Below are 12,612 nucleotides of genomic sequence, written 5' to 3'. Positions count from 1 at the left end.
AGCCTCACGTGTTCCAGAAGTGATGCATGGCGTACGAACTCCACGGCCGCCACCTCTCCGCGTCCTGCGCCGCCACCCCGGCGCGACGCATCCCCTCCCGGACCGCCACGTCCTCCGCCAGGAGTACATCCGGGTCGCTGAGGGCCCGCATCCGGATGTAGCCCGCCGTCCAGGGGCCGATGCCCGGCAGGGCGAGCAGCTGCCGCTCGGTCCCGTCCCGGTCGGCGCCCGGGTCCAGTACCACCGTGCCCTTTGCGAGCGCGGCCGTCAGCGTACGGAGCGTGGCCCGCCGCGCGTCGGGCGTGCCGAGCTCGTCCAGAGAAGCCTCCGCCAGGCTCTCCGCCCGCGGGAACAGATGCGTAAGACCGCCGCTCGGCTCGGGGAGCGGCTCCCCGTACGCCGCGACCAGCGCGTCGCCGGGCTTTTGCCCCGCGGACACCGAATCCTGCTGCCCGAGCACAGCCCGTACCGCGAGTTCGTGCGGGTCGGCCGCGCCCGGGGCGCGCAGCCCTGGACGGGCTGCGACCAGCGGGGCCAGCGCCGGGTCCGTACCGAGGCGTTCGGCGACGGCGCACGGGTCGGCGTCCAGGTCGAAGAGGCGGCGCATCCGCTGTGTGGCCGTCGTCAGATCACGCAGGTCCGCGAGGTGCAGCCGGCACTCCAGCCAGCCGCCCGCGCCCGGCTGTTCGCCCACCTCGGCAATGCCGGGCCCGCACGGCAGCCGCAGGGTGCGCCGGTAGAAACGGGAGCCGCGCTCGCCGACGATCTCCTCAATGCCCGTGATCGCGCGGCTGCCCAGATAGTCGAAGACTTCCACGGCGGCGTACGGACCGCGGTAGGCCAGCCGCAGCGGCACTCCGGCGGCGGCCCCGTTCTCCTGGGCGACCGGGCCGAAACGGGAGGTGCGGCCGGGCCGGGCGGAGCGGAGTTCGCTGGGCGTGGCCGCGTAGATCTCCCGCATGGTGTCGTTGAACTGCCGTACGCTCGCGAACCCCGAGGCGAAGGCGATCTCCGCCGCCTGCATGGTGGTGGTCTGCAGCAGGACCCTTGCCGTGTGGCCGCGCTGGGCGCGCGCCAGCGCGATGGGGCCCGCGCCGAGTTCTGCGTTCAGCTGCCGCTGCACCTGCCGGGCGCTGTAGCCGAGCCGGTGGGCAAGGCCTGCCACACCTTCCCTGTCCACGATCCCGTCACCGATCAGACGCATGGCACGCCCGACGACATCGGCGCGGGCGTTCCATTCCGCGGAGCCCGGCACGGCGTCGGGACGGCAGCGGCGGCAGGCCCGGAAGCCCGCGCCCTGGGCCGCCGCGGCCGTTCGGTAGAACGACACGTTCCGGCGCTTGGGTGTGATCGCGGGACAGCTCGGCCGGCAGTAGATCCCGGTGGTGGACACGGCGAAGAAGAACACCCCGTCGAACCGGGCATCCCTGCTGCTCACCGCCTCGTATCTGCTGTCCTCGATCGTCATACGGCCAGTATGGGCACCGCGCCGGGCACCCGCTGGCGGAAATCGGACGTAGCGTCCGGCCGTCCCGTGCGGGCGCCGGGTCCGGGGTCCCGTGCGGCCGTCGCGTCCCGTGCGGCCGTCGCGTCCTGTGCGGCCGTCGCGGCCCCGGGTTCGGACGTCGCGTCCGGCTACCGGCGGCGGAGGAACCGTCCGGCTACCGGCGGCGGAGGAACGCGGACACGCCCAGCGCGAGAAGCGCGAGCACGGCGGCCACCCCGCCGAGGAGGACGGCCGTGCTGCCGCCTTCCGCCGACGCCGCGGCCGGCTGCCCGACGGGCTCGTCGGCAGGCGCCGAACCCGGCGCGGTGACCGGCTGGGAGGCCGTCGGCTCCGCGGGGGGATCGGAGGCAGGCTGCGAGGCCGGATCTGCGACCGGCTCGGAGGACGGCTCGGCAGCGGGCTGAGAACCCGGCTGCCGAGCCACAGGCTCACCGCCCCGCTCCTTGTGACCCGCAAACTCCACGTCGGAGCATGAGTAGTAGGTGTCCGGCGTGCTCGAGTTCCGCCACACCGTGTAGAGCACATGGCGGCCCGTCAGTCCGGCCGGGAGCCGACCGGAGATCCGGTACGCGCCGTCCACGACCTGCGGATCGGTGGCCGTGGCGAAGGGCTTCGCCGACAGATCGGCCCACCGCAGCGGCGCTGCCGGGTCGTAGCCCTCCTTGGTGAGATACAGGTCGAACGTCCCCTCGTGCGGGATCGTCGTCCGGTAGGTGAGGGTGAACCGGGCGCCGGCCTTCAGGGCCGTCGCCGGCCAGTCCGCGCGGGCGATGTCCAGGCCCCTGTACGCGTCGAGGCCCGCGCTGCACAGTTGCCCGTCCGGGACGACCTCGCGGTCTCTGCCCCGTACGTCGGCCACACGCAGGTTGTCCCACTGGTCGAACGCCGATCCCCCGTTCGCGGCAACGGCGGCGCGGCAGGCGGCCGACGCACCCTGGGCACCCTCGGGACCGCATGCGGCCACCCGGCTGACGGGATCGGTCGGCGCCCCGTGCGCCTGCGCAGTCCCGGCGGCCACGGCCGTCAGCAGGAGCGGCAGGGCACCGGCGAGCGCAGCGGCGGCGGCAGTTCGATGGGCAGTCATCCGCGGCAGACCTCCTTGATGGGCTCAACAGCCTGCCGTGTATTACGGCTTCTCCGGCCCGAGCGTTCACCGCGGCCGGTCCCACGGCCTCAGTAGGCGGTGATCTCCACCGGGCCGCCGCCCGGATCAGCACTCCCGATCCAGTCGGCGCGGAGGTGGAGTCCGCCGCCGGGCAGTGCGGTACGCAGCAGACGCTGCCGGCGGAGCACCCGGCCGTCCTGGCTGACGACGAGGACAGGCCGGGCGAGGGGCTCGCGGATGCGCAGGAGGAAGCGGCCCCGCAGCGGACGGGGGCCGTCCGGGGCGATGCGGTTCGGCGCCACCCACTGCAACGGTCCGGCAACCTGGACCCGCAGCCCGCCGTCCGGCCACGCGTCCCCGCTCAGGTGCCGCAGCACCCGGTCCGCGACGTACCGGCCCTCCTCGGACGCGGTGCCGGCCGACTCGACTCCGTGCAGCAGGTTGCCGGCGGCGAAGACGCCTGCCCCGGCGGTGCGGAACGCGGTGTCGACGGCGGGGCCGCGGGTGCCGGGGTCGAGCGGGATCCCGCCGCGTCTGGCCAGTTCATGGTCGGGGATCCAGTCGCCGGTGAACACGACCGTGTCGCAGCCGACGGTGGTGCTTCTGCCGTCCCGGTGCCGCAGTCCCACTCCCGTCAGTCTGCCGCGGCCGGTCAGTTCGGTCACGGTGGCGCCGGTGAGCAGCGGGACACGGCGCTCCAGCAGCGGGCGCGGTGGCCGGCGCTCCTGGTCGGTCACCATGGCGAGGACCTCGACTCCGGCGGCCCACAGAGTGCGTACCGCGGAGAAGGCGATCGGCTCCGCTCCCACGACGATCGCGCGGCTGCCGACCCGCCGGCCGTGGAGGTGGACCGCCTGCTGCAGTTCGCCCGTGGTGAGCACACCCGCCGGCCGGGTGCCGGGCACCAGCCGGGCGCTGCGCGGCCGTTCGCGTGCGCCGGTGGCGAGCACGACGGCACGCGCGGTGATCCGTTCCAGCCCTGCCGGGCTTGTGGTGTCCAGGGTGCGCGGGCCGGACCAGCCGGTGACGGTGACGCCGGTGCGCAGGTCCGCTCCGGCACGTACGGCGTTGTCGACGAGCTGGCGGGCGTACTGCGGACCGCTCATCGCACGGCGCTGTTCGCGCGGCCCGAAGCCGCCGTGGCCGCAGTGGCGCGGGATGCCGCCGGCCTGTTGCTCGCGCTCGACGATCTCGACGGCGCCCGCTCCCGCCCGGCCGAGCCGGGCGGCTGCCGCGAGACCGGCCGGTCCCGCGCCGACGACGAGGACGTCGACGGTACGCGCGGGCCGGCTCATCGGCGTGCCTCGAAGAGCTCGCGCACCGCGGACCCGCAGTAGAAGCCCTGGCAGCGACCGCCGCGTGCGCGCGTACGGCGCCGGAGTCCGTCGAGCGAGCCCGGCGGGACCGTACTGGCCAGCGCGTCGCGGATCTCTCCGCGGGAGACGTGTTCGCAGTGGCAGACGAGCGTGCCGTACTCGGGATCCGCGGCGATGAGATCGGCACTCCGGTACGGGCGCGGGAACGCCTCCCCGAGGTTCGGCATACGTACGGGCTCCGGTTCACCCGCGTCCCCGAGGTCGAGGCCGACGTCTCCGAGCAGGTCGGTGACGTGGGCGGCGATGGCCATCGAGGCGGTCAGTCCCGTGGAGCGGATGCCGCCGACGGCTATGTACCGCTGCCGCGCGTGGGCCCGGATCCGGTAGTCGTCGTGCTCGGTGGCGGCGCGCAGGCCCGCGTAGACGGCAGTGATCTCCTCATCGAGCAGCTCCGGCACGATCCGTCGGCCCTTCTCCCTCAGGAAGTCGAGTCCTTCTGCGGTCGATCCGGTGGCTTCCTTGTCGCTGAGGTCCTCGGCCGTCGGGCCGAGCATCACATTGCCGTACACGGTGGGCGCCACCAGTACGCCTTTGCCGAGCGCGGTCGGCACCGGCAGCAGGATGTGGCGGACCAGCTCCCGGGCAAGCTTGTCGAAGACGATGAGCTGACCCCGGCGCGGAGTGACGGTGAAGTCGGTGTGGCCGAGCTCCCGGTCCAGTTCGTCGGCGTACAGTCCGGCCGCGTTGACGAGGTAGCGGGTGCGCAACAGGCCGCGGTCGGTTGCGAGTTCATGGTGGCTGCCGCCACTGGTCACGCTCTCCACCCGGCAGTTCAGATGCAGGTCGACGCCGCCGCGGACGGCTTGGGTGGCGTACGCGAGTGTGGTGGTCCAGGGACAGATGATGCTCTCGCCCGGGACGTCGAGCGCGCCGAGCGCCCCCGGCCCGAGGTGCGGCTCGCGTGCGCGTACCTCGTCCGGGCCGATGAGCCGTGCGTCGTGGTAGCCGTTGCGCTCCGCCTTGGCGGCGAGGGCGGGGAGCGCGGCGAGCTGCTCCTGGTCCCAGGCGACGAGGAGCGCACCGAGCGGTTCGACGGGGATGCCTGTTTCCGCGGCGTACGTGGCGAGCCGCCGCTGTCCCTCGCGTACGAGCCGGGACTCCAACGAGCCGGGGACGGCGTCGAATCCGGTGTGCAGGATCGCCGTGTTCGCTTTCGACGTGCCGTTGCCGACGTCGTCACAGGCGTCCACGAAGGCGGCACAGAGCCGGTGGCGGGCGAGTTCGCGGGCGATGGCCGAGCCGACCACGCCGGCGCCGACCACGATCACGTCGTGCATGGCGTCCGGCAGCGGCCCGGCGGTCGTGACGGTCATGGCGCTCCTGGTCCTGGTCGTGCGTACGGGCCCCGGCGCGGCTTCATGGAACAGGCGGGATTCATGGGGCAGTCGGCGTACGGTCCAGCAGCGCGGCCACCTCCGCGCGGAAGGCCGCGAGGCGCTCGGCCGCCTGTGCCGCGCTGATTCCCGGCTCATAGACGGCGGACGGTTTCCAGGCGGGTACCGCCTGCTCGACGGTCAGGCCCGGTTCCAGGCCCAGCCGCGCCACCGCTCCGACCCCGAGTGCGGTCACATCGGGCAACGCCGATACCTCGACGGGCAGTTGAAGCAGATCGGCCTGTGTCTGCATCAGCAGGGCCGAGCGGGTCAGGCCTCCGTCGACGCGCAGACCCGTGAGAGGCGTCCCGAGGTCCGCGGCGACCGCGTCGGTGAGCCCGACGACCTGAGCGGCGATGCCTTCGCACAGCGCACGCACCAGATGTCCGGGGCCGGTGTCCAGTCCGAGGCCGGTCAGCGAGCCGCGCAGATCGCCGCGCCACCAGGGGGCCGCGAGGCCGGCGAGGGCCGGGACGAAGGTGACTCCGCCACTGTCCGGCACGGCCGAGCCGACGGGGTCCAGGTCCGCGGCCCCGGAGATCACTCCGAGCTCGGTCAGCCAGCGGACGGCGGAGGCGGCCGTATAGACCTGTCCGTCCAGGCAGTAGCTGGTGCGTCCACCGAGCCGCCAGGCGACACAGCTGACCAGGCCGTTGCTGGTACGGCGCGGGCGGGACCCGGTCTGGGCGAGGAGGAACGCACCGGTGCCGTAGGTGCACTTGGCGGTGCCCGGTTCGGTGACGCTCTGGGCGAGCAGCGCGGCCTGCTGGTCGACCAGGAGTCCGGTGAGCGGGATTTTGGTGCCGAAGGCTTCGGTGATGCCGACGGGGCCGTCCGAGTCGACGATCTCCGGCATCCGTTCGCCGGTCAGGCCGTGGATGTCGAGTGCCCGCGGCGACCAGGCGACACGGTCGAGGTCGAGGAGCTGGGTGCGTCCTGCGGTCGCCGCATCTGTGACGAAGGCGCCGGTCAGCCGGTGGATCAGCCAGGCGTCGCTGGTGGTGACGACGCCTTCACGGGTGAGCTCGCGGCGCACCCAGGCCATTTTGGGTGCGGCGAAGTACGGGTCGAGCGGCAGTCCGGTCAGCTGCGCCAATTCTTCGGCGTGCGGGGCGAGTTCCGCACAGATCGGCTCGGCCCGCCGGTCCTGCCAGACGATCGCCTCGGTCAGCGGTTCGCCCGTGTCCGGATCCCAGGCCAGGACGGTCTCGCCCTGGTTGGCGAGGCCGACAGCAGCGACCGGCTCTCCGGCGCGGGAGAGGGCCTGGCGTCCGGCCTCGACGACCGAGGAGAGCAGCGAGGCGGGGTCGACTTCCACGCGCCCGCCGCTCTGGTAGCGGGGGTTCACCGGCGCGGAGCCGGTGCCGATGACACCGCGCTCGGGGCAGATGACCAGTGCCTTCGTGCCCGACGTGCCCTGGTCGACGGCCAGCACTGGGCCTGTCATCGGGCCACCCCTCTTCGGTAGAAGGAATCCGGCAGAAGAAACGCAGAGAAACCTTGATCGCTTACGGAAAGCGTGGAGCAGGTCCGGGCCCGCAGTCAAGTGTCCCCCGGCGGACCTGCGACCCCCCGACATGTCCAATCCTCAACCGGTTCCTGATACATCATCAACTGCTTGCCGCCACCCCATGGTTGAGTAAGATCACCGCAAAGAACCGCCTCAACTGCTCACCGTCACCAGAGGGCTTATGACCACCATGACGAGACCTGTAGCGGGCTGATGTCCGACGACGAGTTACGCCCGGTGTACCACCCGGCGGGTCACGACAGTGAACTGCGCACCGTCATGCAGGACTTACGCACCGGCCGGTGGATGTCGATGCGGAACCTGCTGACCGCCACCTCCGACTGGGCGCTGTGGACCCAGCGGACCCAGGTGCTCGCTGCGGTGGCCGCCGGTTCCGACGCGGTGCAGGCCTGGCGCACGGAGGAGCCCCGCTCGCTCGCGGCGACCGTGATGCACTGCCGGGTCGTGGTGGAGCGGGCACTGCGCGCCCACCGTGAGGGCCACCGGCGCACTCAGGAGCTGTGGCACGAGGCCTGGGAGGCCTGCCGGATCGCCGCTCACCAGGCTCCGGAGGATCCGGTGCCGTGGGTCTGTCTGCTGGCGCTGGCCCAGCTGGACGAGAAGCAGCTGATGGAGGAGCACCGTACGGCACCGCCGGGTCCGATGCTGTTCCCGGGCCCGTGGGGTCTGCTGGCGGAGGCCGACAAACGCGATCCGTTCAACCGCGAGGCGTACCACCGGATGCTGCAGTTCGTCTACGCACGCAGGTCCGGCGGGCAGCTGTCCGAGGCAGTCAACTTCGTTCAGTGGGCGGCGTCTTCCGCACCATCCGGTTCACCGCTGCACGCGCTCCCGCTCTATGTACGCGTGGAGCGCTACCGCCGGGAGCAGGGTCAGGAGAAGGCGCTGGATCTCCACTGGGTGACGGAGGACGCGGCCCGGGACGCCCAGCGCGCCCTGCACAGCTGGTTCAACCAGGTGCGCCCGGCCTGGCGTTCGCTGCTCGATCTCAACTACCTGTCCCACGCCCTGTGGGGCGCGCTCCAATTCCTCGACGCCGCACCGGTCTTCGAGGCTCTGGGCCCGTACTACACCACCCTGCCGTGGGCCTACCGCACTCACACCCCCGCTGACGCGGGCCTGGCGGAAGAAGTATTCCTGCGCGCCCGCGGCCGTTGTCTCGCCGCCGCGCGCGGCGCGGGCCCCTGACCGCGCACCGGCCGCACGGCTGATCCACCGTCCTCCCGGCACGCGTACGAGAGACGGGCACCCGTACCCCGTACCCCGCACCTCGCCCTGCCCCTGCCCCTGTCCGCTCAGTGCATCACCCTTTCCCCGGAGGTTCTTCGATGTCCATATCCCCGCCGAAGTGGTCGAGTCCGGACCGGACTCCCCCCAAGGACGAGGAGGAACGCCTGCGGGAGCTCGGTTATCAGCCGGTTCTCGCGCGCCGTATGGGTGGCTTCGGCAATTTCGCCATCAGTTTCTCCGTCATCTCGATCCTGTCCGGCTGCATGACCCTGTACGGCTTCGGGCTGAACACCGGCGGCCCCGCGGTGATGCTCTGGGGCTGGGCGGGCGTCGGCCTGTTCGTCCTGTGCGTCGGCATGGCGCTCGCCGAGGTGACCAGCGCGTACCCCACGTCGGGCGCGCTGTACTACATGGCCGACCGGCTCGGCGGCCGCAAGTGGGGCTGGTACACCGGCTGGCTGAATCTCCTCGGCCTGCTGGGTGCGATCGCCGGTATCGACTACGGCTGCGCCCTGTTCACCGGCGCGTTTCTGAATCTACAGTGGGGATTCCACCCCACACCCGGCTCCACCATGATCATTTTCATGTGCATTCTGCTGCTCCACGCCGTCCTGAACCTGTTCGGGGTGCGGCTGGTCAGCCTGCTCAACTCGGTCAGCGTGTGGTGGCACCTAGGCGGCGTCGCCCTGATCGTCGGCGCACTGGCCATCGTGCCTTCCGACCACCAGTCGCCCGAATTCGTCTTCACCGAGTTCGTCAACGGCACCGGCTGGAACAGTCCCATCTATGTGGCCGCGATCGGTCTGCTGTTGGCGCAGTACACCTTCTCCGGCTACGACGCCTCCGCGCACCTTTCGGAGGAGACCTCCAACGCGTCCGTCTCCGCCGCCCGCGGCATCGTGCGATCCATCTGGGTCTCCTGGATCGCCGGTTTCGCCCTGCTGGCCGGTCTCACCTTCGCCATCCAGGACTACGAGGGCACCCTGACGAGCGCCACCGGCGTACCCCCGGCCCAGATCCTGCTCGACGCGCTCGGCACCGGAGGCGCGACGGCCCTGCTGCTCGTCGTGATCGTGGCGCAGCTGTTCTGCGGCAACGCCGAGGTGGCAGCGGCCAGCCGCATGGTGTTCGCGTTCAGCCGCGACAACGCGCTGCCCGGTTCCGCGCTGTGGCGGAAGGTCAGCAGCCGTAGCCAGACCCCGGTCCCCGCGGTATGGCTGTCGGTCGTCTTCGCCTGCCTGCTGGCCCTGCCGTCCCTGTACTCCACGACCGCGTACGGCGCGGTGACGGCGATCAACGTCATCGGCATCACGCCGGCGTACGCGATCCCGATCTATCTGAAGCTGCGCGCCGGAGACCGTTTCGAACCGGGCCCGTGGAGCCTGGGCCGCTGGAGCAAGCCGGTCGGCTGGGTAGCCGTGGTGTGGGTGGCGTGTGTGACGGTGCTGTTCTGCCTGCCGCAGTCCAACCCGGTCACCGTCGACACGATGAACTACGCCTCGATCGCGCTGGTCGCTGTGCTGGTGCTGGCCACCGTGGGGTGGTTCGTGGCACGCCGCTCGTACGGCACGCCGTCCGCGTACGGATCCGCCCGTGAGCAGGCGGAGATCGCGGAGAACATCGTCTGACGCGTCACTCGGCACCACGCTCGACTGCCACGCCGTCAGGGCCCGTCCGAAGAGGGGCCCTGACGGCGTGGTGCCACTTGCCGGCAGGCTTCCCGGTGACCTTGAGGTCGCGCAGGCTGCCCACGTTGTCGCACGAGCCGAAGCCACGCGCCTCCACCTCGATGCCGCCGGCTTCCGTCCTCCCCGAACAGGCTGTGGCAGTCCCGCTCAATGACCCCCAGCGCTGGGTGAACGATGCGCCCGTGGTCCACCCGGCGCCGCTGCCGTGGCAGTTGGCACGACCGAGCCAGTCGAGCGACACATCGGCCGCCGTGCCGGCCGTCGCCCGTCAGTCCAGCCGGAACGCGTCCGCGAGTGCGTCGACCTGGGCGTCGAGCAGAGTCCCCGGATCGTGCCCCATGCCGGTGAACTGACCGGCCACTTCGAGGCTGACCGCGCCATGCATCTGGGACCAGGCGAGCACGGCTCCCGCCAGCGCCCGGCCCACACCGCCGGCTGACACCGGCACCTCTGTGTACTGCTCCGCCCACGACGCCACGGCGGGCTCCCGCTCCGCCCAGGCGGTCATCTGCTCGACGAGCTCAACCGCCGGTCCCGACGGCTCCCCCGCGACGAAGACACTCAGGAACGGACCGAGCGCCGCCCGCGCCCGCGTCACCGTGTCGGCCGGTGCGCTGTAGCCGGGCAGGGGCGGCCCGGCGATCAGCAGATAGCGGTGCGGCTGCTCGACGCCCCAGGCCCGGAACGCGGCGGCCAGCGCGTGCAGCCGTACGCGCGGCAAGGCGTCGGCGCAGGCCTCCGCGGCGACACCGATGGCCGCGGCGAGGTCGTCGTACGCATCCCGGATCAGCGCGCTCAGCAGGTCGTCACGGTTGGCGAAGTAGCGGTAGAGAGCGGGCCCCGACATGCCCATTTCCTTGGCGATACGGGTCAGAGCGATGGCCGCCAGGCCGCCTTCGGCCAGCTGTCGCAGCGCGGCTTCCTTGATCTCCGCACGGGTCTGCTCCCGGTAACGAGCCCGGGGGCCCTGCGTGGTCGGCGCCACAGCCACGTCCTTCCCTCGATGACGCAAATCATCCTAGCGTCTGTTACGGTGCATAACTAACGCGATGACGCCTGACAACGAGTCGCTCGAGGCCTGGCTCCGGCAGCTGAAGACAGCGGCGGAGCAGGCATAGAGACCCGACCGCCGCAGGCGCCTCACCCGGTCGCGGCGGCCTTGGGGCGCAGCGGCGAGAGCGGGACCGAAACGATCACGGCCCGACCGGCCGGTCCGCGGCCCGTGGTTCCGCCGGGCCCGCGGGAAGTCTTCGAACGGCTGTGACATTTCCGCAGGTCCAGGCGCTGTCATCTGTGGGGGACATCGGCAAGGGTCTGCCGTGCGGCGCGACGAAGAGGAACGAGTGGGCAAGGTGGGGAGCGGCCGCCGTGCGGAGACGTACGACGCGGATCTCGGTGAATATGTCGCGCGAGCACAGGAGGGGGACGAAGGTGCTTTCGCCGCTGCCTACAGACTCGTACACCCTCCTCTGCTCGGCTATCTGCGTGGCCTGGTGAGGGACGATGCCGAGGACGTTGCGTCCGATGCCTGGCTCGAGATCGCGCGTGACCTGGGGCGGTTCCGAGGGGACGGTGCCGGTTTCCGTGCGTGGACGGCGAGCATCGCGCGCAACCGGGCCATCGACCATCTGCGACGGCTGAAGAGCAGGCCGCGCGGCACGCTTCTCGAACAGGATCTGCGGGAGCTGCCGGCCGCGCAGGACACAGCCGGAGAGGCCTTCGAAACCATCTCGACGGAGCATGCCCTCGCGCTGATCGCGACCCTGCCCCGACAGCAGGCGGAAGCGGTGCTCCTCCAGACCGTCATCGGACTTGACGGGGCGGCGGCCGCGCGGGTGCTGGGCAAGCGGCCCGGCGCGGTACGGTCCGCCACGCACCGCGGGCTGAGGCGGCTGGGGAAACACCTGGCGACGCGCGAACGAAACCGTGTGACAGATTCGGACTCCCGTGCGCTGGGAGATGCGACATGACCGAAAACCGATCCAGAGGTGCCATGGACTCCGGGGACGAGCCGCCGACGCCAACTCCGACGCAGACGCAGGCGCAGGCGCTGGATGAGCTGCTCGCTGCTGCCGCCCGCCCGGCACCCGCCGCACCGGAGGCCGAGGAGCGAGCCGTCGCCGCCTTCCGGACGGCGCGCGACGAAGGTGGGCCGACAGCGCCCACCCGGCGCATGGACGACTGGCGGCCCGTGGCGCCGCGGATCGGCACCCGCTGGATCAAGGTGGGACTCGGCACTCTCGTGGCCGGGCTGGCGCTGGGCGGGGTGGCGATGGCGGCCGGCGCGATCCCCACGCCGTTCGGCGATACGCTTGAGAAGCCTGGACCGAGGCCGGGCGCTTCCTCGCCCCAGGACATGGAGAGCCCGGGCCGGGTGCGCCCCTCCGGCCCCGTGCCGTCGGCGGCCGGACCGGCCGCGCGCCCTCCCGGCGAGCGTCCACCCACCGCGCAGGACCAACTGGCTCAATGCCGTGTGTACGGGTCGAAGCAGGGACCGGGCCGGGCGCTGGACAGTACTGCGCGGCAGCGTCTCGAAAACGCCGCCGGCGGTCCCGGCGCCGTTGCCGCGTACTGCGCGCGGCTGTTGAGCGAGCAGCCTCTCAAGCGGCCACCCCGCACAACTCCGTCCCCGGACGAGAAGAAGGACCCGCCCGTGCCTGCCGGGCAGCCGAAGGGACCGGAGCAAGGTGGCGCTCCCGGGCAGAGGCCGCCCTGGACCCGGGCGAACTGACGAACTGACGCAGGCACCCTGTGCCCGTGTGCGCGCGGCCGGGATCCCCTTCTCCGTGGGACCCCGGCCGC

At 71.9% G+C, this 12,612-nt stretch carries 10 protein-coding genes; 4 read left to right on the top strand and 6 right to left on the bottom strand.

Going from position 1 to position 12,612, the window contains the following annotated elements; genetic code table 11:
* Window positions 1-4: 4 nt before the first annotated feature.
* The 5 genes from OG966_RS34430 to OG966_RS34410 all read right to left on the bottom strand — a co-directional run bounded on the left by OG966_RS34430 (window position 5) and on the right by OG966_RS34410 (window position 6,808).
* Complete coding sequence (locus OG966_RS34430) at window positions 5-1,468, bottom strand: AlkA N-terminal domain-containing protein (RefSeq protein ID WP_326653966.1); 1,464 nt, start codon at window positions 1,466-1,468, stop codon at window positions 5-7.
* Between the two features lie 193 nt (window positions 1,469-1,661).
* A complete protein-coding gene (locus OG966_RS34425; protein ID WP_326653965.1) occupies window positions 1,662-2,591 on the bottom strand; it encodes a lytic polysaccharide monooxygenase auxiliary activity family 9 protein in 930 nt (309 codons plus the stop codon).
* Between the two features lie 89 nt (window positions 2,592-2,680).
* Entirely contained in the window at window positions 2,681-3,907 is a 1,227-nt protein-coding gene (locus OG966_RS34420; RefSeq protein WP_326653964.1) for an NAD(P)/FAD-dependent oxidoreductase, read from the bottom strand.
* A complete protein-coding gene (locus OG966_RS34415; RefSeq protein WP_326653963.1) occupies window positions 3,904-5,301 on the bottom strand; it encodes an FAD-dependent oxidoreductase in 1,398 nt (465 codons plus the stop codon). Before OG966_RS34415 ends, OG966_RS34420 begins: the two co-directional genes overlap by 4 nt.
* Before the next feature lie 61 nt (window positions 5,302-5,362).
* Complete coding sequence (locus OG966_RS34410) at window positions 5,363-6,808, bottom strand: FGGY family carbohydrate kinase (protein WP_326653962.1); 1,446 nt, start codon at window positions 6,806-6,808, stop codon at window positions 5,363-5,365.
* Between the two features lie 276 nt (window positions 6,809-7,084).
* Here OG966_RS34410 and OG966_RS34405 point away from each other — a divergent pair, with 276 nt between their 5' ends.
* Window positions 7,085-8,080, top strand: coding sequence for a hypothetical protein (locus OG966_RS34405; protein ID WP_326653961.1), 996 nt, complete (start codon window positions 7,085-7,087; stop codon window positions 8,078-8,080).
* A gap of 140 nt (window positions 8,081-8,220) precedes the next feature.
* On the top strand, window positions 8,221-9,750 hold the full coding sequence (locus OG966_RS34400; protein WP_326653960.1) for an amino acid permease: 1,530 nt from the start codon (window positions 8,221-8,223) through the stop codon (window positions 9,748-9,750).
* Window positions 9,751-10,078: 328 nt separating this feature from the next.
* Here the strand turns inward: OG966_RS34400 and OG966_RS34390 are convergent, their stop codons facing one another.
* Window positions 10,079-10,795, bottom strand: a complete 717-nt coding sequence (locus OG966_RS34390) for a TetR/AcrR family transcriptional regulator (RefSeq protein ID WP_326653958.1) — start codon at window positions 10,793-10,795, stop codon at window positions 10,079-10,081.
* 358 nt (window positions 10,796-11,153) lie between these two features.
* Here OG966_RS34390 and OG966_RS34385 point away from each other — a divergent pair, with 358 nt between their 5' ends.
* Both OG966_RS34385 and OG966_RS34380 read left to right on the top strand, forming a co-directional pair.
* Window positions 11,154-11,780, top strand: coding sequence for an RNA polymerase sigma factor (locus OG966_RS34385; protein ID WP_326655494.1), 627 nt, complete (start codon window positions 11,154-11,156; stop codon window positions 11,778-11,780).
* Window positions 11,777-12,541: a hypothetical protein gene (locus tag OG966_RS34380; protein ID WP_326653957.1), complete on the top strand. Its 765-nt coding sequence runs from the start codon at window positions 11,777-11,779 to the stop codon at window positions 12,539-12,541. Before OG966_RS34385 ends, OG966_RS34380 begins: the two co-directional genes overlap by 4 nt.
* Window positions 12,542-12,612 lie beyond the last annotated feature (71 nt).

The sequence above is a fragment of the Streptomyces sp. NBC_01750 genome (assembly GCF_035918095.1).
Classification (GTDB): Bacteria; Actinomycetota; Actinomycetes; order Streptomycetales; family Streptomycetaceae; genus Streptomyces.
This window is presented reverse-complemented; position numbering and strand designations above follow the sequence as displayed.

Coding starts and splice junctions, on each gene's coding strand:
- OG966_RS34430 (WP_326653966.1), bottom strand. CDS start 1,468: ATGACGATCGAGGACAGCAGATACGAGGCGGTGAGCAGCAGGGATGCC.
- OG966_RS34425 (WP_326653965.1), bottom strand. CDS start 2,591: ATGACTGCCCATCGAACTGCCGCCGCCGCTGCGCTCGCCGGTGCCCTG.
- OG966_RS34420 (WP_326653964.1), bottom strand. CDS start 3,907: ATGAGCCGGCCCGCGCGTACCGTCGACGTCCTCGTCGTCGGCGCGGGA.
- OG966_RS34415 (WP_326653963.1), bottom strand. CDS start 5,301: ATGACCGTCACGACCGCCGGGCCGCTGCCGGACGCCATGCACGACGTG.
- OG966_RS34410 (WP_326653962.1), bottom strand. CDS start 6,808: ATGACAGGCCCAGTGCTGGCCGTCGACCAGGGCACGTCGGGCACGAAG.
- OG966_RS34405 (WP_326653961.1), top strand. CDS start 7,085: ATGTCCGACGACGAGTTACGCCCGGTGTACCACCCGGCGGGTCACGAC.
- OG966_RS34400 (WP_326653960.1), top strand. CDS start 8,221: ATGTCCATATCCCCGCCGAAGTGGTCGAGTCCGGACCGGACTCCCCCC.
- OG966_RS34380 (WP_326653957.1), top strand. CDS start 11,777: ATGACCGAAAACCGATCCAGAGGTGCCATGGACTCCGGGGACGAGCCG.